Raw genomic sequence first — 21,901 nt, forward strand, 5'->3', positions numbered from 1 at the left:
CGTGAAAAACAAAAAAGCCCGGCGGAAAGACCGGGCTTTTTGTGTGGCGGCTGTTGCGCAGCACTGAGCGGCAGTGGCTCAGCCTAGAAAAACTCCTTAACCGCGTTGCGTGCGCCGGCGGCGTGCCATCAAACCCATCAGCCCCAGGCCGGCAGCCAGCATGGCATAGGTCGATGGTTCCGGCACGGCCGTGACCGATACGTTATCGAGTGCCGCACCCCACACACTGTTTTTGTTATTGCCTTGGAAATACAGGGTGCTGTTGGCAGCAGTAGCAATAAAGCTGAAGCCTTCGGTAACCCATCCCATGTTCGCAGGCGACCGCCCTGTACTGTCAAACGTGAAGCTGTGCACGCCGGTGACGCCCACATCCACCAGCTTGAGACTGCCGCCACCTTCGGCATTGCCGGCAAGGCTGAAACTGACGTTGTACTGCTGCCCGACCACGGTGCCGAAGGACTGGGAAATACGTCCGCCAGAACTGCCATTCAAATCCAGGCTGTAGTTTCCCTCCGCATGCTTCCAGTATTGATTGACGATATCGACGCTGCCACTGTCCACGTTCCAGGCGCCCAGACGCGCACCGCTGTTTATCTGAGTGAAGGGGCCGCTAAACGTGCTCGATTCGAAGCCGCCATTGCTCAACAAGTTAGCGTGCGCCATAGGCGCAACCAGAATCAGTGCAGCCACACCGGCCAATGCAGTCAACTTACGCATAATCCAATATCCCTTTTATTTTATTCAAGAAATTTATTTTTCTCGAAGACATCAGCTTAAGACCTAAAAATTAAAAAATCAATAATATTCTTAAGTTAATAACAAATAATTAGCCAAGATCAGGCTGCCCTCTCATCGGGGATCTGGCGAGCAGGAAATTGAAACTGATGAGGATGACCACAAAATGATGTGCCATGCACAACCGAGCAGACCCTGAAACGCAAAAAGCCCAACCGCAATGGCTGGGCTTTTCGATACTGCTGATGTTCTGGCTCCCCGACCTGGACTCGAACCAGGGACCTGCGGATTAACAGTCCGTCGCTCTACCAACTGAGCTATCAGGGAAAAGAGGCCGCATTCTATAGCGCAAATTTTCAGTTGTCCAGATTTACGCGAAAAAATTTATGCGCGGCGCCTCTCAGCCCGGATTTTCCTGCGGATGATAGTCGAACACGAGTACGCGGCCCAGCCATGGCTTAAGCAGCTCGACAAAAGCCTGGTGCGCGGCATGGGTCAGATACGCATCGCGCGCGCCCGTATCGGCAAAACTCAAGCTGAAGCAATCGGTAAAGCCGTCATCGAGGCCCTCCGGGCTGACGTTCGGCCCCCATTCGAATTGCAGCACGCCGGGAATGCGGTTCTTAAGCTGGGAAAATTCATAGACCAGCTCGGCATGCTTGGCCGGTGTGATGTCCTCAAGAAAATCACACAGGACGATATGGCGCAGGGGAATGGAACAGGTCATGGTGGCAACTCTCCTATGTGGTTGCATTCAGGATAGCGCAAAACGGGAAAAGACACAGGCCGCGGCCCGCCATGGCGCCACTGCGGACGCGCTGCAGATATTTTTCATTTGCAACATGTTATTCGGATAATATCCTACATGGACACTCGATACCTGCAAGCAACCATCCATACCAGCCCATGACAAAAAACAGCATACTGGCCGCGTTATTCATCGCCTTGATTCCATTTTATGCATGTAAAGCACAACCCGTTCCGCTTGCCATCGACGCGCTGCTGACTCCCGACATTGGCGGGATAAAGCAGTTTGTGGAAATCAAAACAGATGACTCCAACAAGCCTGCTCTTCTCTTTTTATCGGGCGGGCCGGGAAGTTCGATGATGAAGAATGCGGATGCGTTTACCGCCATCCTGAAAAAGAGATTTACGCTTGTGCAATGGGACCAGCGCGATGCGGGAAAAACCCTGAAACTGAATCCATCGCCAAGCCAGCCTTCTGTCGCGCAGATGGAGCAGGACACGTACCAGGTCATCACGTTTCTACAAAAAGAGCTCAAGCAGAAAAAAATATACTTGCTGGGCAGTTCCTGGGGCAACGTCCTGGGCTTTTATATCGTCAAGCATCATCCGGAACTGCTGCATGCCTATTTCGCGTCCAATCCTGTCGTGAGCCAGCTGGAAAGCGAGAAAGAATTGCTGAAAACCTTGAAAGTCCATTTCAAGGACAATGCCGTCGCCAGCCAGGAACTGGACAGCGTCAGTTTCCCGTTTGCAAGTGACGAAAGCATGTTTTATTTAAGGAAATGGCTTTTTTACAAGGATGGCAAGGAATTTGCCACGAGCGAAGGCTTCAAGACGGGGTTTCTTCAATGGTCGAAAACCTGGTCGCCCGTCTGGAACGAGGTCATGAACATCGATCTGCCCAGGACCTTGAAGAGCGTTGACTGCCCCGTGTATTTCTTCGTCGGCAAAAACGATATCCAGACCTCGACCAGGATCACGCAAGCGTATTTTGAGACATTGAAGGCGCCAAAGAAGGGGCTGTTTTTCTTTGACCATTCCGGGCATCAAATTCACCAGGATGAACCGGTGCAATTTCAGGAAGCCATCATCAAGACATTGGATGCGGCGCCGAAGTCCTGATACGACGCCCCGTCACGGGACGCCAATCCCGGAAGCGGACAGGCTGGCCTGACCGCCGGCAATGCTGGCGGCGGCTTTGCGGATCAGCGTCGCCACCGCATGGGCTTGCGAAATGTAAATGGCATGGCTGCCGGCGACTTCGACCGCCTTCGAGCCCGCGCGTTCGGACATCTCGCGTTGCATCGCCGGCGCAATCATCTTGTCCTCGGTCGCGACCAGGTACCAGCTGGGCTTGCTCCTCCACGCTGGCGCGCTGACCACGCCGGTCAGCGCGGCCACTCCCCAGGGCACTTGCGATGCCGCCATGAAGCGGGCCTTATCCCTGGGCACATCGGCAGCGAAGGCGGTCGCAAACTTTTTCTGGTCGAGCAACAGGAAGCCATCGTGCGAGGGCAAGATCGGCGGCACCGGCGCGCCAGGCGGGGCATTCTTCAGCAAGGAATCGACAGACTCGCCTTGATCCGGCACAAACGCCGCGATGTAGACCAATGCCTTGACCTTGGGATCGTTCCCCGCTTGCGTGACCACGGCGCCGCCATACGAATGACCGACAAGGACCACGGCCCCCGGCGACGCGGCGATGACCCGCACGGTCGCGGCCACATCGTCCGCCAGCGATAGTGTTGGGTTTTGCACAATAGCAACGTGGCAACCCTCGTCACGCAGCGCCCGGTAAACGCCTTCCCAACCCGCCCCATCGACAAAACCGCCATGCACGAGCACGATCGTTGCCGACCCAACACTTGTGACCTCATCCATTTCAGCCCCTCCAGGAAGTTGAAGGCGATGACAGGCCTGCCGGCGCCTTGTCGCCTCCAGCATAGCGCCGGGCTCCGGGCGGCCTATGCGCTGGATCAAGAGTGATGACACGGATGCCTCATGCAGGCCCTGAAACGCAAAAAGCCCAACCGTAATGGCTGGGCTTTTCGATACTGCTGATGTTCTGGCTCCCCGACCTGGACTCGAACCAGGGACCTGCGGATTAACAGTCCGTCGCTCTACCAACTGAGCTATCAGGGAAAAGAGGCCGTATTATATAGGGCAAGCAAGCACATGTCCAGATTCCCATGGGAAATTCTTATGCCGGCCATGACGCCTGCGCCGGCGGCGCAAAAACAAAAAAGGCCACATTTTTCAACGTGGCCTTCCGAATTCTGGCTCCCCGACCTGGACTCGAACCAGGGACCTGCGGATTAACAGTCCGTCGCTCTACCAACTGAGCTATCAGGGAAAAGAGGCAATATTATATGTCGCTTGTTCCATATTTGCAAGACTGATACTGCATCCTGGCAAACACGGCCATCGCCGACCTTCTACTGCCATCAGCGCCGCACTTGCATGCAGCGCCGAAGAAGCAAGATATTAAAGCACTTTGGCGATCGCGTCAATAACGATGTCGATGTTGCGCGAGTTCAATGCTGCCACGCAGATACGGCCCGTGTCGACGGCGTAGATCGATTGCTCGCGCAGCGATGCCACCTGCTCCTTGGTGAGACCGGAGTACGAGAACATGCCGATTTGCTGGCGCACGAATTCGAAGTCGTGGCCCGGCGCCTTGGCTTTCAGCTTTTCCACGAAGGCATTGCGCATTTCGCGGATGCGCACGCGCATGCCGGCCAGTTCCTCTTCCCACAGCTGGCGCAGTTCCGGCGTGGCCAGGACGGTGGCAACCACCTTGCCGCCATGCGTAGGCGGGTTCGAGTAGTTGGTGCGCACGACGCGCTTCAGCTGCGACAGCAGGCGTGCCGCTTCATCGGCGCTCGAGGCGACGACGCTCAGCGCGCCCACGCGCTCGCCGTACAGCGAGAACGATTTCGAGAACGAGTTCGACACCAGCAGCGGGCCGCCCGCGTCGGCAAAGCGGCGCACCACGGCGCCGTCTTCGGCGATGCCGTTGGCGAAACCTTGATAGGCCATGTCCAGGAACGGTACCAGGCCGCGCGACGTGACGACGGCAATGATCTGGTCCCACTGGGCCACGCTCAGGTCGGCGCCGGTCGGGTTGTGGCAGCAGGCGTGCAGCACGACGATGGAGCCGGCTGGCATGGCGTTCAGGCTAGCCAGCATGCCGTCGAAGTTCACGCCATGGGTGGCGGCATCGTAGTAGGTGTAGTTATTCACGACGAAACCGGCGTTCTCGAACAGCGCGCGGTGGTTTTCCCAGCTTGGGTCGCTGATGTAGACCTGGGCACCCGGCGCGAAGCGCTGCAGGAAGTCGGCACCGATCTTCAGTGCGCCCGTGCCGCCGATGGCTTGCACGGTGACGGCGCGGCGCTCTTGAATTACGGCGCTGTCGGCGCCAAATACGAGTTCTTGCACCGCCTTGTCGTAGGCAGCCAGGCCTTCGATCGGCAGATAGGTGCGTGGGGCGGCCTGTTCGATCAGGATGGCTTCCGCCTTGCGTACGCAAGCTAACAGAGGCACCTTGCCGTTGTCGTCATAATAGACGCCAACGCCCAGATTGATTTTGGCGGGATTCTGGTCCGCGTTAAATGCTTCGGTGATGCCCAGGATCGGGTCGCGTGGGGCCATCTCGATGGCGCTAAACAGACTGGCAGAAACAGTTGGGTTCGTCATGATAAGATTGGATTCGATTGGAAGCAGGTTCACAGCGGAGTTGTAGACAGCGCCCCAAAATACAACGCCAGGGCCGCCAGCAGAGCACTATTCTAACAAAGGTCTGATTCACATGCCCGAATTATCTACCGCCAGCGAGGCGGAAAGCGCAATTATCTCTTTCCCGGACTCCCCCTTCAAGCTGCACCAGCCCTTCCCTCCGGCCGGCGATCAGCCCACGGCAATCGCCCAGCTGTCCGAGGGGATTGCCGACGGCCTGGCCTTCCAGACCCTGCTGGGCGTGACCGGTTCGGGCAAGACCTACACCATGGCCAACGTCATCGCGCGCATGGGCCGGCCCGCCATCGTCTTCGCGCCCAACAAGACCTTGGCGGCGCAGCTGTACAGCGAGTTCCGCGACTTCTTCCCGCAGAACGCCGTCGAATACTTCGTCAGCTACTACGATTACTACCAGCCCGAAGCCTACGTGCCGCAGCGCGACCTGTTCATCGAAAAGGATTCGTCGATCAACGAACATATCGAGCAGATGCGTTTGTCGTGCACCAAGTCGCTGATGGAGCGGCGCGACGTCATCATCGTCGCCACCGTCTCGGCCATCTACGGTATCGGTAATCCGAACGAATACCACCAGATGATATTGACCCTGCGCGTGAAGGACAGGGTCGCCCAGCGCGACGTCATCGCGCGCCTGATCCAGATGCAGTACACGCGCAACGAGGTCGATTTCGGCCGCGGCACCTTCCGCGTGCGCGGCGACACCATCGACATCTTCCCCGCCGAGCATGCGGAGCTGGCCGTGCGCCTGGAAATGTTCGACGACGAGATCGAATCGATCCAGCTGTTCGACCCGCTGACGGGCCGCGTGCGGCAAAAGATCCCCCGCTTCACCGTGTACCCGGGCTCGCACTACGTCACGCCCCGCTCCACCGTGCTGCGCGCCGTCGAGACCATCAAGGACGAGCTGCGCGAGCGCCTCGAGTTCTTCCGCAAGGAGAATAAGCTGATCGAAGAGCAGCGGCTGGAACAGCGCACGCGCTTCGACCTGGAAATGATGGCGGAAATCGGTTTCACCAAGGGCATCGAGAACTACTCGCGCCATCTGAGCGGCGCGCTGCCGGGCGAACCGCCGCCGACCCTGGTCGATTATCTGCCGCCCGACGCATTGATGTTCCTCGACGAGTCGCACGTGCTGACGGGCCAGCTGAGCGCCATGTACAACGGCGACCGCTCGCGCAAGACGAATTTGGTCGACTACGGCTTCCGCCTGCCGTCGGCGCTCGACAACCGGCCCTTGAAATTCGAGGAATTCGAACAAAAGATGCGCCAGACCGTGTTCGTCTCGGCCACCCCGGCCGAATACGAAAAGACCCATTCGGACCAGGTGGTCGAACAGGTCGTGCGCCCGACCGGCCTGGTCGACCCGCAGATCATCGTGCGCCCCGCCAGCAGCCAGGTGGACGACCTGATGTCGGAAATCGTCGAGCGCATCAAGAAGGACGAGCGCGTGCTGGTGACCACGCTCACCAAGCGCATGTCCGAGCAATTGACGGAATACCTGGGCGACCATGGCATCAAGGTGCGCTACCTGCACAGCGATATCGAAACGGTGGAGCGCGTGGAAATCCTGCGCGACCTGCGCCTGGGCACCTTCGACGTGCTGGTGGGGATCAACCTGCTGCGTGAGGGCCTGGACTTGCCGGAAGTGTCGCTGGTCGCCATCCTCGACGCGGACAAGGAAGGCTTCTTGCGCTCCGAGCGCAGCCTGATCCAGACCATCGGCCGCGCCGCGCGTAACCTGAACGGCACGGCGATCCTGTACGGCGACCGCATCACGGACTCCATGCGCCGCGCCATCGACGAGACGGAACGCCGCCGCGCCAAGCAAATCGCCTTCAATACGGCCAACAACATCATCCCGATCGGCGTAAAAAAATCGATCCGCGAAATGATCGACGGCGTCTACAGCCCGCAGGAAGCGCGCGAAACCCTGCAGGTGGCGCAGGAAGCGGCGAAGTTCGAAGCGATGAGCGAGAAGCAGGTCAGCAAGGAAATCAAGCGCCTGGAAAAACTGATGGTCGACCACGCCAAGAACCTGGAGTTCGAAAAGGCGGCGCAGGTGCGCGACCAGCTGCACATCCTCAAGCAGCAGCTGTTCGGCGCGCCCGGCACCGACAACGTGGCGTCGATCCTGGGCAAATAAACGGCTGGCCGGACCCGGGCCAGGCCTTGGCCCGCCTACGGCGCCGGCAGCGAATAATCGATGTCGTAGAAATGCTGGCCATTCTCAATGCGGATGGCCAAGGTGCCGCTGATGCCCGTCAGCTGTCCCGTGCCGGAATGCGGCACGATCACGATGGACAGCTGCTGCTGGCCATCGGCCATGGTGCCCGCATGCTGCGCGACGAAACTGCCCTCTTTTCCCTGCAGCACGCCCGTGATGGCTTCCATGGCGACATAGCCGGCCGCGCCCTTGGTGTCGGTGACGGCGCTGAGCATCTCGCCCTTGGCCGTGGCGACCAGATCGCCGGCATAGACTTTGTCGAGCAGTACCTTGCCCAAGATCGTGCGCCCCGCGCGCTGCGCTGCCGCGGACGGCGTCATGGTGATGCTAAAACTTCCCGTAGCGTGCACATGCATGCGATGATCCCCCTCTGTAGACGAAGCGGCGCCGGCTGGCGCCACCGATAGACAACATGCGGCCAGCACCAGGCCCGCCAGACTGCGTGATTTCATGACGCCCTTTCCATCGATGCGAGAGTACCAGCTTAAGGCCGCGCAGGAGACAAATATTGGATAAAGCCGACAGCAAGGTCAATCTGCTCAAGGTACCTGGGCAGGCGCCGAAAGGCATCGTCGACCCGCAGGCGGCGGCGCGCCGCATACGCCTGGCGACCTACCCGCCGGCGGCCGCGCTGGCGCCGTTCGTCGAGTATTTCTGGGTGGTGGAATGGGACAGGCGGGGCTGCGCGCCGGAGACGCAGCGGGTGCTGCCGTATCCGAATGCCCACCTGGTGTTCGACCTTGGCCGCAGCGCCATCCATGGCGTGGTGCGCGGCGCCTTCGACCGGCCTTTGCTTGGCGCCGGCAAGGTATTGGGCGTGCGTTTCGCGCCGGGCGGCCTGCGCCCGTTCATCACCCAGCCCCTGTCCACCTTCACCGGCACGACCATCGCCGCCGATGGACTGCTGGGCATGCCGGCCGCGCAAGCCGAGGCGCTGGTGCTGGCGCAAACCGGCGATGCTGCCATGGTGGCGCAGGCGCAGGCACTGCTGCTGGCCAGGCTGCCGCAGATCGATGAGACCGCCCTGCTGGCCGCCAGACTGACTGCCGCCGTGGCGGCCCACCACGGCCCGGCGAACGTGGCGCAGCTGTGCGAAAAAATGGCCATCGGCGAACGCCGGCTGCAGCGCCTGTTCAGCGATTACGTGGGCGTGCCGCCGAAATGGGTGATCCAGCGCTACCGCCTGCAGGAAGCGATCTGGCGCCTGGCGCAGCCCGATGCGCCCGACCTGGCCAGCCTGGCGCAGGAACTGGGCTTCTTCGACCAGGCCCATTTCAGCCGCAGTTTTACGGAACTGGTGGGCAGCACGCCGCTCGACTATCGCCGCTCGCAGCTGCCCATGCCCGCCTAAGCGGCCGCCTTCGCGTCGTCCATGTAGGCGCGGATGATGCTGGCGAAATCGGCATCGGCCGTCAAGCCCAGCGCTTCGGCCCGTGCCGTATCCCAGGCGCCGGGCCAGCTCTTGACGATGCGCTCGACGGCCGGATCGGGCGCATAGCCGATGCGGGCAACGACGTCCGCGCCGGCCACTGCTTCCAGCGCGGCGATCATCTCGCCCACGCTCACGCTCAAGCCCGGCAAGTTCACCGTGCGGCTGGCGCCAAACATCTCGCCCGCCAGTTCGTGGCCGGCGATCAGCGAGGCGATGGCGCCGCGCGGCGACAGCAGCCACAATCGCAAATCGGTGGCCACGGGGCAGACGGCCGCCTCGCCATTCAACGGTTCGCGGATGATGCCGCTGGCGAAGGACGACGCCGCCTTGTTCGGCTTACCGGGACGCACGCTGATGGTGGGCAGGCGCAGCACGCGGCCATCGACAAAACCGCGGCGGCTGTAGTCATTGAGCAGCAATTCGCCGATGGCCTTTTGCGCGCCGTACGAAGACTGGGGATTCAGGGCCGTCGTATCCTGCACCACGTCCGGCAGCTTGCCGCCGTAGACGGCCACGGAGCTGGTAAACACGACCTTCGGCTTGTGCCCCAGTTCGCGGCAGATATCGAGCAGCAAACGCGAGGCATCGAGATTGATGCGCATGCCCAGTTCGAAATCGGCTTCCGCCTGGCCGCTGACGATGGCGGCCAGGTGGAAGATCGACGCGGTCCGCGCATCGATGGTGGCGCGCATCAAGGCACCATCGGCAATGTCGCCCGTGATGACCTTGACGCGCGCATCGTTGAAGTCATGCGCAGCCACCACGTCGACCAATACCAGCTCGCTGATCGTCTGCAACTGGCCGTGGCTGTCCGTCAGCCGGCCTTGCGCCAGCAACTGGCGCGCCAGGCGCTGTCCCAGGAAACCGGCGCCGCCGGTAATCAGTACTTTCATCTTCATGCTCCTTGTGTGTTGTTGTGTGCGGCGAGCCAGCCCAGGCCATCCTCGGTGCGCCCGCGCGGACGGTATTCACAGCCGATCCAGCCCTCGTAGCCCAGGTCATCGAGCAGTCTGAATAAATACGGATAATTGACTTCGCCATCGTCCGGTTCGTTGCGGGCGGGGACGCTGGCGATCTGCACGTGGCCGATGCCGTCGAAGTTATTCTTGAACGTCATGGCGATATCGCCCTCGACGATCTGCGTGTGATAAAAATCCATCTGCACCTTGACGTTGGGCGCGCCCGACTCCAGGCGCAGCGCATGGCCCTGCGCCTGCGTGACGAGGAAGTAGCCGGGCATGTCGCGCCCGTTGATCGGTTCGATCAGGAGCTCGATGCCATGCTCGCCCACGGCTTTCGCCGCGTACCGCAGGTTGGCCAGGTAGGTGGCGCGGTGCAGATTGACGTCTGCACCCACGGGCAGCAGCCCCGCCATCATGTGCACGCGCGGGGTGCCCAGCGCCAGCGCATACTCGATGGCGCGCGCCACGCCGGCACGGAATTCCGCTTCGCGGCCCGGCAGCGAGGCGAGGCCCCGCTCACCGGCCGCCCAGTCGCCCGGCGGCAGGTTGAACAGCACGTTCCGCAGCTTGTTTTCGCGCAGCCAGCCGGCCACTTCCTGCAGCGCGTAATCGTAGGGGAACAGAAATTCGACGCCCTGGAAACCCGCTTGCGCGGCGGCGGCAAAGCGCTGCGGGAAAGGCACTTCATTGAACATCATGGTCAGGTTGGCGGCAAAACGGGGCATGCGTGTCTCCTTGAATTCTATAGTTCGAGTTTGAATGTCTGCTTCAGGTCCGCGATCTGCGCCGCATCGAGCGGGCGCGTGGGCACGTCGCGCAGCAGCAGGAACAGCTTTGCCGTCTCTTCCAGTTCCTCGGCCGCATACACGGCCGCTTCCAGGCTGGAACCCGACACGACGGGACCGTGATTGGCCAGCAGCACGGCCGAGTGCTTGCGCGCCATGGCGCCGATCGCGCCGGCCAGCGCCGGGTCGCCCGGACGGTGATACGGCACCAGGGGCAAGCGCCCCACCTTCATCACAAAGTATGGTGTCAGCGGCGGGATGCAGTCGTCATGGTTCAAGCCGCACATGCATGACACGGCGGCCGAATGGGTCGAATGCAGATGCACGATGGCGCCCGCGCTGCTCCGCTCTGCGTACATGGCGCGGTGCAGGAACGCCTCCTTGGACGGCGGCGCCCCGCTGATCAGCTTGCCGTTCCAATCGAGCTTGGACAGCTGCGCGGGATCGAGCCGGCCCAGGCTGGCGTTCGTCGGCGTCAGCAGCCAGCCGTCGGACAGGCGCACGCTCAGGTTGCCGCTGCTGCCGGCCGTCAAGCCCCGTTCGAACAGCGACTTGCCGAAGTCGACGATCAGCTCGCGCTGGCGCGATTCGGTGGCGCTCATGCCAGCACCTGCCAGGCCTTGCTGAAGAAATCCACGGTGCCGAAATTGCCGGACTTGAGCGCCAGCGCCAAAGGCGCCCTGCCTTCGTCACCCGGCGCGGCCAAGGCTTGCGTCCACGGCACGCCGGGGTCGATTTCGGGGCCGATGCGCAAGCCCGCCACGCCCAGCGCTTTCACCACGGCGCCCGAGGTTTCGCCGCCGGCGACGATCAGCTGGCCCACGCCGAGGCGCACCAGGCCCTGCGCGATGGCGGCCAGGGTTTCCTCGACGAGGGCGCCGGCACGCTCCACGCCCAGCTGCGCCTGCACGGCGCGCACGGCGTCCGGCGTGGCCGTGGCATAGATCAAAATGGGGCCTTGCGCCAGGTGCTGATTCGCCCAGGCCAGCGCCTGCGCCACGACGGCATCGACCACCTCGCCGCCCGCGGCCAGTTGCAAAGGGTCGACGTGGAATGACGGTGCGCGCTCGCGCAGGTGCGCCACCTGCTGCTGCGTGGCCACGGAGCAGCTGCCCGAAATCACGGCGCGCAATCCGGACGCCGGCGGCAAGCGCCCCGCCTGTCCGGCATGCGATGGCGACAACTGGCCCCGCTGGCGGAAGTTCTGCGGCAGGCCCAGCGCGATGCCGGAACCGCCCGTGATCAGTTTCAAGTCCGCGCAAGCGGCGCCAATGGCTTCCAGGTCGCGGTTCGAGACGGCATCGACGACGGCGAAATGGCAGCCCTGGCCGCGCAAGTCCGTGAAGCGCTGGGCGATGGCGGCCGCGCCCTTCTCCACCACACTGTAATCGGCCAGGCCCACCTTGGCCTGCACCTGCTGCTGCAGCACGCGCACCAGATTCGAATCCGTCATCGGCGTCAGGGGATGGTCGCGCATGCCCGACTCGGCCAGCGGCACGTCGCCGACGAAGAGGTTGCCCTTGTAGATGGTGCGGCCATTCGCGGGAAACGCCGGGCAGGCGATCGTGAAGTCCGTGTCCAGCGCCCGCATCAGCGCTTCGGCCACGGGGCCGATATTGCCGCGCGGCGTGGAGTCGAACGTGGAGCAGTACTTGAAGTAGAACTGGCGGCATCCGGCTTGCTGCAGCCAGGCCAGCGCGGCCAGCGATTCGGCCACCGCCTCTTCCGGCGCATTCGTGCGCGACTTGAGCGCGATGACGACGGCATCGACATCGGCCGGCGGCGGACCTTGCGGCACGCCGATCAGCTGCACCGTGCGCATGCCCGCCTTGACCAGCATGCCGGCCAGGTCGGTGCCGCCCGTGAAATCGTCGGCGATACATCCCAGTAATACGGTCATCATGGTTCCTTTTTGATTCAGTTACGCTTGCGCCGGCAGATCGATACCGGGGAAAGTTTTAATCACGGCAGCATCGTCCTCGCCGCCAAAGCCAGCGGCCGACGCCTGCATGAACATCTGGTGCGCCGTGGCCGACAGGGGCAGTGGAAAGACGCTCTTTTTCGCATAATCGAGCACGATGCCGAGGTCTTTGACGAAAATGTTCACGCTTGATAACGGCGTGTAGTCGCCCTTCAAAATGTGCGGCACCCGGTTCTGGAACATCCAGGAACTGCCGGCGCTGTTTGAAATGACTTCGTACAAGGCATCGGCGTCGCAGCCGGCGCGCAAGCCCAGCGCCATCGCTTCGGCGGCGGCGGCGATGTGCACGCCGGCCAGCAGCTGGTTGATCATCTTGACTTTCGAGCCCTGCCCCGGCTGTTCGCCCAGGCGGTACAGCTTTGCACTGATGGCGTCGAAAATGCCGGCGCAGGCGTCGAACGCCTCGGGCGCACCGGCCGCCATCACGGACATCTCGCCGGCTTGCGCCTTGGCCGCGCCGCCGGAAATGGGCGCGTCGATGAAGCGCAGTCCCATGGCCGCCAGGCGCGCACCGAGCGCTTCGGCAAACTCGGGCGCCACGGTGGCGCAGGCGATGATGACGCTGCCCGGCGCCAGGGCGCTGGCCGCGCCATGCTCGCCAAACAGCACGGCTTCCGTCTGCTGCGCATTGACGACGACGATCAGCAAGGCCTGCACCTGCGCCGCCAGCGCGGCCGGCGATTGCGCCGCATGGGCGCCCTTGTCGACCAGCGTTTGCACGGTTTCCGGGCGCACGTCGCAGGCATGTACTTCAAAGCCCGCGCGCAGCAACGATTGCGCGATGCCCATGCCCATGGCGCCCAGGCCGATCACGCCCACTTTTTTCATTTCCACGTTCATCTGCTACTCCAGTCTTATTTGTTCACCAGCTTGGCCGGCACCCGCATGATGATGAGCGCGCCGATCACCAGGATGCCGGCCAGCAGGTAGATGGCGATGTCGGTCGATTGCGTCAGGTCCTTGATCGAACCGATCATGTACGGCGCCGCGAAGCCGGCCAGGTTGCCCACCGAATTGATGGCGGCGATGCCCGCGGCGGCCGAGACGCCGCCGAGGAAAGCCGTCGGCAGGCTCCAGAACATGGGCGAAGCGGCCAGGATGCCGCCGGCGGCGATCGTCAGGAAGAAGATGGCCCAGCCCGTGTTGTGAGCGCCGGCCAGCGCGCTGCAGACGATGGCGGCGGCGCCGACCACCAGCGGGATGGCCATGTGCCAGCGGCGTTCGCGGTATTTGTCCGAGCTGCGGCCCAGCAGGATCATCGACGCCACGGCCACCGAGTACGGAATCGCCGTGAACAGGCCGATATTGAGCACGCCCGTCACGCCGGCCGCCTTGATCAGGCTGGGCAGCCAGAAGGTCAGCGAATACTGGCCCATCACGCAGCAGAAATAAATCAGGGCCATGACCCAGATGCGCGGGTCGGCGAACATGGCGCGGATCGACGGGTGCGATACCTTGCCCTGGGCTTCCGTGGCGATACGCTGCTCGAGGATGACTTTTTCGTCTTCCGTCAGCCACTTCGCGGCGCGGATGCTGTTGTCCAGGTACAGCAGCACGGCCACGCCCATCAGCGCTGCGGGAATCGCTTCGAGCACGAACATCCACTGCCAGCCCGCATAGCCGTGCCAGCCGGCGAAGGTTTCCATGATCCAGCCCGACAGGGGGCCGCCGATCAGGCCCGCCACGGGAATGGCGGCCATGAAGGTGCACACCATGCGCGCGCGGCGCTCGGACGGGTACCAGTAGGTCAAATAGAGAATGATGCCGGGGAAGAAGCCCGCCTCGGCGATGCCGAGCAGGAAGCGCATGACGTAGAACTGGGTCGGCGTGGTGACGAACATGAAGGCGCCCGAGATGATGGCCCAGGTGATCATGATGCGGGCGATCCACACGCGCGCGCCGATCTTGTGCAGCATCACGTTGCTGGGCACTTCGAACAGGAAGTAGCCGAGGAAGAACACGCCCGCGCCCAGGCCGTACACGGTTTCGGAAAACTGCAGGTCGGCCAGCATTTGCAGCTTGGCGAAGCCCACGTTCACACGGTCGAGGTAAGCGACGATGTAGCACAGCATGAGGAAAGGGATGATGCGCCAGGTCACCTTGCGGTAGACGGCGTCGTCGATGGTTTTCTGGCCTGCGGCGGCGCCGGCCGGCTGCCCGGGCAATGCTTGTGTTACGTCCATGCTTGTCTCCTGATCGCTGGGGGATCGACCGTGCCGGGTTTTTATGGTCCACCGGAGGTGGCTGGCAACTTGTCTAAAATTTGTATGGATGTATATTATGTGTGTGTTTTATGTGTGTCAAGCTGTATATTCCATATAATGGCAAGCAGGCAAGCCCGCATAAAAAACCGCTAGCACAAGGATGTCCCCGATGGACCGCACGTTCAGCTTTACCCTTCCCCCGCCGGAGCCCGCCGCGGGCAGTTTCACCACCGGCACCCTGGGTGCGCGGGTGGCGGCACGGCTGCGCCAGCAGATTCACCACGATGGCCTGGCCGGCGGCACGCGTTTGCCGTCAGAACAAGCCATGGCCAGCCACTTCGGCGTCAGCCGCACGGTGCTGCGCGAAGCCATCGCCCTGCTGCAGGCCGACGGCATCGTCGCCACGCGCAAGGGCAGCGGCACGTTCGTGTGCGCGCAGGACGGCGCGAAGACGGGCGAACGGGGCGACGAGCTGACGGAGCAGTCCGTGCAATCGCTGCTGAACCTGATCGAGGTGCGCCAGGGACTGGAAGCGGAAATCGCCGCGCTGGCGGCCGTGCGGCGCACGCCGGGCCAGCTGGCCGACATCGAGCACGCGCTGCGCCGCATCGAGGAAGCCGTGGCGGCCGGCGTCGATGGCGTGGAAGAAGACGTGCGCCTGCACCTGAGCATCGCCGAAGCGACGGGCAACCCCTATTGGCCGAAATTCGTCGCCATGTTCGCCGACCCGATCCGCTCGGCCGTGAAGGTCACGCGCGCGAATGAAGCGCGGCGCACGGACTTTTCCATCGAAGTGCGGCGCGAACATGAAAAGATCGTGCAGGCGATCGCCGACGGCGACCCGCAGCGGGCGCGCCAGGCGGCCATGGAGCACATGCAGCACGCGGCCGAGCGCGTGCGCCTGGCCGACCGCGAATTCTGGCGCGGCGACGGCGGCGCGCTGGCGCGCACGCTGGGGCGCGATCCCATCATGCAGAAATAAGGTCTGCTTCAGGGATAGCTGGGCCGGCGCATGCGGAACAGGCTGTCTGGAGTGATTTCAAAGTAATCGGCCGGACCGCCGCCGCGCAATATCGGCGCGGCGGCCGCCGTGTCGTACACGCCATCGGTCAACAGATGGCGCGCGATGTGCACGCCCACCACTTCCCCCAGCACCAGCCAGCTGCCGACGCCATCCCCATTGAGTCCTTGCAGTTCGATGATCTGCGTGCGCCGGCATTCGAAGGAGACGGGGCTTTCGGCCACGCGCGGCACATCCACGATGCGCGAGGCGGCCGGCGTCAGGCCGGCCAGCGCAAATTCATCGACCTCGGGCGGCGCCGGCGCGCAGCTGGCGTTCATGGCCCCGGCCAGCGGACGCGTGGCCAGGTTCCAGACGAATTCGCCCGTCTGTTCGATATTGCGCAAGGTATCCTTGCGGCCGATGCTGGAAAAACCGATCAGCGGCGGCGTGTAATTGAAGGCGTTGAAAAAGCTGTACGGCGCCAGGTTCAGCACGCCCGCGCTGCCGCGCGTGGCGATCCAGCCGATCGGACGCGGCCCCACGATGGCATTAAAGGGATCGTGCGGCAGGCCATGGCCCTGCGCAGGCTCATAAAAATGGATGGGATCGGCCATGCGGATTCCTGAAGTGAGGGGCGCCGGGAATCGGGCACCGGGAACGACAGCTTACTGGAATTGCCGCCGCCGCGTTGCCAGCCCGCCGGCGCGCCAGGTGCGCTCGCGCACGCAGCGCGACAATTGTATGGCGCGCTGCACCACGCCTCGCTTATGATGGGCCAACTCAACCCTTATCATTCCGTTACCGCCCATGCCTACCCTCACGCTGCACCAGAAAGTGTTCCTGCTCCTCTTGAGCATCGTCACCATCGGCTTCGGCTGGATACTGGCGCCGTATGCGGGCGCCATCTTCTGGGGCGTCATCCTGGCGATCCTGTTCGCGCCCGTGTACCGCTGGCTGCTGGTCAAAACCCGTGGCCGCGCCGGCCTGGCGTCGCTGCTGACCTTGCTGCTGATCATCGTCATCGTGATCCTGCCGCTGTCGCTCATTTCCGTATCGCTCGTAAACCAGGCGGCCAGCGTCGTGGAAATGGTGCGTTCGGGCGAAATCACGGTCGCCATGTTCTTCAATAAAATCATGGCGGTGCTGCCGCAATGGCTGATCAATTTGCTCGACCGTTTCAACCTGACCAGCCTGGCCAGCCTGCAGGACAAGCTGGCCGAGGGCGCCACGCAGGTAAGCCAGGTGGTGGCCGTCAAAGCCATCAATGTGGGCCTGTACACCTTCGAATTCCTTACCAGCCTGTGCATCATGCTGTACCTGCTGTTTTTCCTCATGCGCGATGGCTCGGCCCTGTCGGTCCGCATCAAGGCCGCCGTGCCGCTGAGCCGCAAGTACAAGCAGCGCCTGTTCACCAATTTCACCACGGTGATCCGCGCCACGGTGAAGGGCAACATCCTCGTGGCGATCGCCCAGGGCGCCCTCGGCGGCCTGGCGTTCTGGTTCCTGGACGTTCCCGCCCCCCTGCTGTGGGCAGTGCTGATGGCCTTCCTGTCGCTGCTGCCGGCCGTCGGCGCCGCCCTCGTCTGGGCACCCGTGGCCGTCTACTTCCTGGCCACGGGCGCCATCTGGCAGGGCGCAGGCCTGGCCGCCTTCGGCGTCTTCGTCATCGGCCTGGTCGACAACGTGCTGCGTCCCATTTTAGTGGGCAAGGACACCAAGATGCCCGACTACGTGGTGCTGCTGTCGACCGTGGGCGGCATGGCCCTGTTTGGCCTGAACGGCTTTGTCATCGGCCCCGTGGTGGCGGCCCTGTTCATCGCCTCGTGGGACCTGTTCGTCTCGGCCAGCGAATTCCAGGCCGAGGATTGAGGCGCAGTCCCGTCCTGCAGAAATAAACCCTCCAGAACCCGGCGCTGCCAGCGGCGCCGCTTGCGCTTCCCGCAACAGGCAGGAACAGCCTGGCGGCAGAGCGTGCGCCGGTGCCGGCCAGCCCCGGCGACTATCCACATGAGACCGGATTTCATATCGACTATCATGTTGCAATAGTGTGGATTTAACAACAAATCCGAAAATATAGTTTTTGACGCAGTGCGCGCCGCGGCGTAGTGTCGGCCCTCCCGACAACCACGTAATGAGGAGCTTCTCATGGCAAATCCACTGTGCTTAATGATGCCGGTACTACCCGGCACCAATCCGACCGCCATCGCCGCAACATTGGTGGAATTCCAGGCGAAGATCAATGCCGCCCTCACCGAGATCGGCACCGTGCACTTTGCCCGCTTCACCCTGCTGGACCGCTCCCAGCCCAATCTGCTGCCCAACATTAGCTCGGCGGGCACATCCAATAGCCTGATCATCGGCGTGATCACCGAGTATGACGGCAGCTTCAATGACTACATCGAAGATTTCGTGGCCCGGCTGGGCGAGGTATTCGACGCATTGCTGCAGTTTGTCGTGGGCGGCAAGGCGCTGATGCCCGTTGCCAACCATGTGGCCGCATTTGAAGCCTTCATCACCGCCAACGACGCCGCGCAGCACGTGCCCAATAAAGGCCTGTACAGCGCCTATCCGCAGACCGTCCAGAAAATCCTCGCCTCGGTCTGAACCGAACACCACGCCGGGGCTGCGCAAGCGGCCCCGCCACCCTGCCAGTCACGACCCCAGCCCCCGGAGAGACAGCATGGCCGATCCCACCATCGATTACGACGACGTGCAAGGCACGATCCTGCGCGGCTACCGCGTCAACCTGGCGCGCCATTTCATCCTCAGCATCACGGATGCGGCGCAGGCGCGGCGCACCATCGCGGCCCTGCTCGACGGCAGCGACGGACTGCCGTCGATAACCACAGCGCGCCATATCCATCCCAAGCCGCCCTGCTTCCTGAACCTCAGCTTTACCGCTCCCGGCCTGTCTGCGCTGGGAGTCGCTGCGACCGACCTGGCCACCTTTGACCAGGCATTCCAGCGGGGCGCGGCCGATCCGGCCAGCGTCACTGCCGTGGGCGACGTGGGCGCCAGCGCCCCCGAACACTGGCTCGGCAACCTGGGACCGGCCACCGAGGCTGGCCAGGTGCATGCGCTGCTGAGCCTATGGGTCAGCGAATCGACGGAAGTGCTGCAGGCGACCTCGGCCACACTACGCCGCGCCTTTGCCGCCGGCTGGCGTGAACTGTATGCGCACGACGGCATGGCCCTGCTAGACAACCGCGTGCATTTCGGCTACCGCGACAGCATCGCCCAGCCCGACGTCGATGGCGCCCCGCAGCGCAAGCGCGAACATGACCCCGACCCGCTCAACAACGTCAAGACGGGGGAGTTCCTGCTCGGCTATCAGAATGAAAATGGCGGCACCTACCAGGTGCAGCCGCCGCAGCTGTCCACCAACGGCAGCTATGCCGCCTTCCGCATCCTGGAGCAGGACGTGGCTCTGTTCGACAGCATCCTGAGCCAGGGCGCGGCCAGTTCCGGGCTCAGCACCGAAATGGTGGCCGCCAAGATGTGCGGGCGCTGGCGCAACGGCAATCCGCTCGTGCTCAGACCGGACGAGGCGGGCCCCGTGCTGCCGGACGCCAGCCTGAACCGCTTTCACTATGTCGATGAACAGCCGGAACTGGACGACACGCTGGGCCTGAAATGCCCGATCGGCGCGCATATCCGGCGCAACAATCCGCGCGACGAAGCCGTCGTGGGCGCCTCCGCCCGTCACCACCGCATCGTGCGGCGCGCCATGCCCTACGGTAGCGAATATGATCCGGCCGCACCCATCGCGCAGCAGCGCGGCCTGGTCGGCTATTTCATCAATGCCAGCCTGCGCAATCAGTTCGAATTCCTGATGAAGCAATGGAACGATGACGATACCTTCGTCAAATCGGCAGTCGGTCCGGCCGGTCCCGAGGCGGGCAATGCCACGCTCAACATCAGCGGCCAGGACGTGTTCCTGGGCATCAACGACCCTGCCGTCAGTTCCTTTACCTTGCCCGGGGTAGGCCCCAAGGGCAGCGGCAATACCAAACTGCAGCATTTCTCGCGCAGCGTCATCACGCGGGGCGGCGTGTATTGCTTCTTCCCCAGCATCACGGGATTGCGCTACCTGGCGAGCCTCGGCTAGGCGGGCGAGCCTCAGATGCAAGCGGGAACGGCCCGTACCGCTTGCATCGATCCGGCCATGGCACTAGCGTTGCTGCACGCGCGTGTTGCCAACCTTGCGCAGGAGATCCGGCAAAAGGTGCTCATCGCCTGTAAGAGAACGTCATGCCGCCGGGGACCACTTCTTCCCCCCAGCGCACGCCGCAGCGCGACGGCATCTTTTCAGTCAAACACGGGCCGGAAAAAACTGCGCTCATAGCTGACGATGCAACGCGTCTCCTCGGCGTAGCGGAAGGCGGCCTGGCATTCGGCATCCTGCATCGAATCGCTGCGGTACTGCTCGTACAAGGCCAGGCTGGGGAACGAGAACATGGCCAGGGCCACGTTGCTGGCCCCTTCCGACGGCAAGAAGTAGCCGTGATGCTGGCCGCCGAAGCGCTCGACCAGCGGTATCCACAGCTTGCCGTAGGCTTCGAATTCCCGCAATTTATACGGGTCGATGATGTAGCGCAAATAACAGGTGATCATGCGGTTTCCTTGTGAACGTTCAACTCCATCAGCATGCCGGATTCCCAGGAGCCGATGGCGGCCAGTGGCGAGTCAGGTAGAAAATCCAGCGCGCAGGGATACGTAAAAGCGTGTTGTGTCAGCACGCCGAGGCCCGGCCAGCCATACAACAGCAACTTGCCCTTGCCGATGCGTCCCAGCGCGCTGCCGTCGGGCAGCCAGCGCAAGGCGTCGCCCGTGCCGCCGCCCGCCTCCACCGGCACCGAGGCCAGCAGGCGGCCATCGGCCAGCGCATATACCGACAGGAACTCCTCGCCGCCCGCGTGATGCAGCACGGCCAGGGACGCCCCGTCCGGCGACGGCGCGCACGACTTCAGTCCTGGCAGCGACAGCGTCACGCGCCCGCCGCCCGCCCGCAGGGGCCAGTCCCACACGCTGCAGTAGTCGGGCGGCTGCACCTGCCCCTCGTCCACCGATTTGACCCCGTGCTGGAGCAGCAAACGCCGCCCGCCATCGATGGCGCAGAGCCCCCGCAGCATCTCGCCAGGGTACTCCTGGGTGAAGAGCACATCGCCCGTCTGTGCGTCGCGCATCCGCAGGCGGCCATCCCAGCCGCCGTCGGCAAGATACCGGCCGCACGGCGACCACGCGGGATCGCAGCCTTCGCCATCCTTCCTGTTCTGGAAGTTCAGCAGCAGTTGCCCCGATGCCGCCTCCACCACGGCCAGCTGGCCCGTCGTGCTCTTGATGGCCAGGCGGCCGCCGTCGGGCGAGAAGGCCATGCCCGACATGTGCGCGATGAATTTGCCACGCCACAGTTTCTGGCGTGCCGCCACGTCCCACAGGACCAGGTCGCGCCCCAGCACCGCCAGACGCGTGCCATCGGGCGAAAACCGCACGGCGTAGCTGCAGCCCAGCTTCAGGGGCTTGCGCGTTGCCGTCATGGGCGCGCCAGGCGGTACACCACGCTGTCGATATCGTAATGGCGTTCGATGCCGACGTACCGCATGCCCATGCGGGTCATGACCTTGATCGAGGCCGCGTTGTCGGGATGGGCCACGGCCGCCACTTCGGGCGCGCCGACGACGTTGAACGCATGCGCGACGATGGCGGCCGCCGCTTCGCTGGCATAGCCCTGGCCCCAGCCCGTGCGCGCCAACCGCCAGCCGATTTCATGCGGCTTGTCTTTGTCGCCATCAAGGTGCTGCAGGCAGGCCATGCCCACCATCTCGCCGTCATCGAGGCGGATCAGCGCCCACCACGAATAGCCCCATTCGATCCAGCGGCCCGTGATGCGCTTGACAGCCGCGCGTGTATTTTCTTCCGTCTCGGGCTGGCCCGCGTTCAGGTAGGTCATCACCTCGGGATCGGTGTTGAGCGTGCGCATGCGCTCGTAGTGGCTCTCGTTGATCGGTTCCAGGCGCAGGCGCGCCGTCGTCAGTATGGTCATCGCATTTCCTTGGACGAAAAAAAAGACGA

At 63.2% G+C, this 21,901-nt stretch carries 22 protein-coding genes and 3 tRNA genes; 7 read left to right on the top strand and 18 right to left on the bottom strand.

Going from position 1 to position 21,901, the window contains the following annotated elements; translation table 11 throughout:
* Positions 1 to 96: 96 nt before the first annotated feature.
* From AC0V2Y_RS05240 to AC0V2Y_RS05250, 3 genes are all read right to left on the bottom strand, one after another.
* Positions 97 to 717 (bottom strand): choice-of-anchor C family protein, encoded by a 621-nt coding sequence (locus tag AC0V2Y_RS05240; protein WP_475415443.1) that lies wholly within the window; start codon positions 715 to 717, stop codon positions 97 to 99.
* 269 nt (positions 718 to 986) lie between these two features.
* Positions 987 to 1,062: transfer RNA gene (locus AC0V2Y_RS05245), tRNA-Asn, on the bottom strand.
* Positions 1,063 to 1,135: 73 nt separating this feature from the next.
* Positions 1,136 to 1,462, bottom strand: a complete 327-nt coding sequence (locus AC0V2Y_RS05250) for a Dabb family protein (protein ID WP_475415444.1) — start codon at positions 1,460 to 1,462, stop codon at positions 1,136 to 1,138.
* Positions 1,463 to 1,641: 179 nt separating this feature from the next.
* On the opposite strand from AC0V2Y_RS05250, the gene AC0V2Y_RS05255 reads away from it, so the two are divergent.
* Positions 1,642 to 2,604 carry an alpha/beta fold hydrolase gene (locus tag AC0V2Y_RS05255; protein WP_475415445.1) on the top strand — a complete coding sequence of 321 codons (963 nt, stop codon included), beginning with the start codon at positions 1,642 to 1,644 and terminating at the stop codon, positions 2,602 to 2,604.
* 12 nt (positions 2,605 to 2,616) lie between these two features.
* Here the strand turns inward: AC0V2Y_RS05255 and AC0V2Y_RS05260 are convergent, their stop codons facing one another.
* The 4 genes from AC0V2Y_RS05260 to AC0V2Y_RS05275 form a co-directional block, all read right to left on the bottom strand.
* A complete protein-coding gene (locus tag AC0V2Y_RS05260) occupies positions 2,617 to 3,363 on the bottom strand; it encodes an alpha/beta hydrolase (RefSeq protein ID WP_475415446.1) in 747 nt (248 codons plus the stop codon).
* Between the two features lie 185 nt (positions 3,364 to 3,548).
* Positions 3,549 to 3,624 (bottom strand) — tRNA-Asn (locus AC0V2Y_RS05265).
* A gap of 135 nt (positions 3,625 to 3,759) precedes the next feature.
* Positions 3,760 to 3,835: transfer RNA gene (locus AC0V2Y_RS05270), tRNA-Asn, on the bottom strand.
* A gap of 131 nt (positions 3,836 to 3,966) precedes the next feature.
* Positions 3,967 to 5,181 (bottom strand): amino acid aminotransferase, encoded by a 1,215-nt coding sequence (locus AC0V2Y_RS05275; RefSeq protein WP_172404865.1) that lies wholly within the window; start codon positions 5,179 to 5,181, stop codon positions 3,967 to 3,969.
* A gap of 112 nt (positions 5,182 to 5,293) precedes the next feature.
* Between AC0V2Y_RS05275 and uvrB the strand changes: the two genes are divergently transcribed.
* Complete coding sequence (gene uvrB, locus AC0V2Y_RS05280) at positions 5,294 to 7,381, top strand: excinuclease ABC subunit UvrB (protein ID WP_099667101.1); 2,088 nt, start codon at positions 5,294 to 5,296, stop codon at positions 7,379 to 7,381.
* 35 nt (positions 7,382 to 7,416) lie between these two features.
* On the opposite strand, the gene AC0V2Y_RS05285 is transcribed toward uvrB, so the two are convergent.
* Positions 7,417 to 7,914 (bottom strand): DUF3224 domain-containing protein, encoded by a 498-nt coding sequence (locus tag AC0V2Y_RS05285; RefSeq protein WP_475415447.1) that lies wholly within the window; start codon positions 7,912 to 7,914, stop codon positions 7,417 to 7,419.
* A 56-nt stretch (positions 7,915 to 7,970) separates the two neighbouring features.
* Here AC0V2Y_RS05285 and AC0V2Y_RS05290 point away from each other — a divergent pair, with 56 nt between their 5' ends.
* Positions 7,971 to 8,813: a DUF6597 domain-containing transcriptional factor gene (locus AC0V2Y_RS05290; RefSeq protein WP_475415448.1), complete on the top strand. Its 843-nt coding sequence runs from the start codon at positions 7,971 to 7,973 to the stop codon at positions 8,811 to 8,813.
* Here the strand turns inward: AC0V2Y_RS05290 and denD are convergent.
* From denD to AC0V2Y_RS05320, 6 genes are read right to left on the bottom strand one after another with little or no spacing between them, the layout of a single operon-like run.
* On the bottom strand, positions 8,810 to 9,787 hold the full coding sequence (gene denD, locus AC0V2Y_RS05295) for a D-erythronate dehydrogenase (RefSeq protein WP_475415449.1): 978 nt from the start codon (positions 9,785 to 9,787) through the stop codon (positions 8,810 to 8,812). The genes AC0V2Y_RS05290 and denD overlap by 4 nt on opposite strands.
* Positions 9,788 to 9,789: 2 nt before the next feature.
* On the bottom strand, positions 9,790 to 10,581 hold the full coding sequence (gene otnI, locus AC0V2Y_RS05300; RefSeq protein WP_475415450.1) for a 2-oxo-tetronate isomerase: 792 nt from the start codon (positions 10,579 to 10,581) through the stop codon (positions 9,790 to 9,792).
* 17 nt (positions 10,582 to 10,598) lie between these two features.
* Positions 10,599 to 11,243 carry a 3-oxo-tetronate 4-phosphate decarboxylase gene (otnC, locus tag AC0V2Y_RS05305; protein WP_475415451.1) on the bottom strand — a complete coding sequence of 215 codons (645 nt, stop codon included), beginning with the start codon at positions 11,241 to 11,243 and terminating at the stop codon, positions 10,599 to 10,601.
* Positions 11,240 to 12,541, bottom strand: coding sequence for a 3-oxo-tetronate kinase (gene otnK / locus AC0V2Y_RS05310; protein ID WP_475415630.1), 1,302 nt, complete (start codon positions 12,539 to 12,541; stop codon positions 11,240 to 11,242). The genes otnC and otnK overlap by 4 nt, the downstream gene beginning before the upstream one ends.
* Before the next feature lie 21 nt (positions 12,542 to 12,562).
* Positions 12,563 to 13,462 carry an L-threonate dehydrogenase gene (gene ltnD, locus AC0V2Y_RS05315; RefSeq protein ID WP_475418105.1) on the bottom strand — a complete coding sequence of 300 codons (900 nt, stop codon included), beginning with the start codon at positions 13,460 to 13,462 and terminating at the stop codon, positions 12,563 to 12,565.
* A gap of 14 nt (positions 13,463 to 13,476) precedes the next feature.
* Positions 13,477 to 14,805: an MFS transporter gene (locus AC0V2Y_RS05320; RefSeq protein WP_475415452.1), complete on the bottom strand. Its 1,329-nt coding sequence runs from the start codon at positions 14,803 to 14,805 to the stop codon at positions 13,477 to 13,479.
* A 190-nt stretch (positions 14,806 to 14,995) separates the two neighbouring features.
* Here AC0V2Y_RS05320 and AC0V2Y_RS05325 point away from each other — a divergent pair, with 190 nt between their 5' ends.
* Entirely contained in the window at positions 14,996 to 15,808 is an 813-nt protein-coding gene (locus AC0V2Y_RS05325) for a FadR/GntR family transcriptional regulator (protein ID WP_475415453.1), read from the top strand.
* 8 nt (positions 15,809 to 15,816) lie between these two features.
* On the opposite strand, the gene AC0V2Y_RS05330 is transcribed toward AC0V2Y_RS05325, so the two are convergent.
* Entirely contained in the window at positions 15,817 to 16,443 is a 627-nt protein-coding gene (locus AC0V2Y_RS05330; RefSeq protein ID WP_475415454.1) for a flavin reductase family protein, read from the bottom strand.
* A gap of 193 nt (positions 16,444 to 16,636) precedes the next feature.
* Between AC0V2Y_RS05330 and AC0V2Y_RS05335 the strand changes: the two genes are divergently transcribed.
* The 3 genes from AC0V2Y_RS05335 (at position 16,637) to AC0V2Y_RS05345 (ending at position 19,937) form a co-directional block, all read left to right on the top strand.
* Entirely contained in the window at positions 16,637 to 17,698 is a 1,062-nt protein-coding gene (locus AC0V2Y_RS05335; protein WP_475415455.1) for an AI-2E family transporter, read from the top strand.
* Positions 17,699 to 17,974: 276 nt separating this feature from the next.
* Entirely contained in the window at positions 17,975 to 18,433 is a 459-nt protein-coding gene (locus AC0V2Y_RS05340; RefSeq protein ID WP_475415456.1) for a hypothetical protein, read from the top strand.
* A 76-nt stretch (positions 18,434 to 18,509) separates the two neighbouring features.
* Positions 18,510 to 19,937 carry a Dyp-type peroxidase gene (locus AC0V2Y_RS05345; protein ID WP_475415457.1) on the top strand — a complete coding sequence of 476 codons (1,428 nt, stop codon included), beginning with the start codon at positions 18,510 to 18,512 and terminating at the stop codon, positions 19,935 to 19,937.
* A 200-nt stretch (positions 19,938 to 20,137) separates the two neighbouring features.
* On the opposite strand, the gene AC0V2Y_RS05350 is transcribed toward AC0V2Y_RS05345, so the two are convergent.
* From AC0V2Y_RS05350 to AC0V2Y_RS05360, 3 genes are read right to left on the bottom strand one after another with little or no spacing between them, the layout of a single operon-like run.
* The gene (locus AC0V2Y_RS05350; protein WP_475415458.1) at positions 20,138 to 20,443 is read right to left on the bottom strand and encodes an NIPSNAP family protein; all 306 of its coding nucleotides are present in this window, start codon (positions 20,441 to 20,443) and stop codon (positions 20,138 to 20,140) included.
* On the bottom strand, positions 20,440 to 21,366 hold the full coding sequence (locus AC0V2Y_RS05355) for a WD40 repeat domain-containing protein (protein ID WP_475415459.1): 927 nt from the start codon (positions 21,364 to 21,366) through the stop codon (positions 20,440 to 20,442). Before AC0V2Y_RS05355 ends, AC0V2Y_RS05350 begins: the two co-directional genes overlap by 4 nt.
* Positions 21,363 to 21,872: a GNAT family N-acetyltransferase gene (locus AC0V2Y_RS05360; protein WP_475415460.1), complete on the bottom strand. Its 510-nt coding sequence runs from the start codon at positions 21,870 to 21,872 to the stop codon at positions 21,363 to 21,365. The genes AC0V2Y_RS05355 and AC0V2Y_RS05360 overlap by 4 nt, the downstream gene beginning before the upstream one ends.
* Positions 21,873 to 21,901 lie beyond the last annotated feature (29 nt).

It is taken from the genome of Janthinobacterium sp. BHSEK (assembly GCF_056174685.1).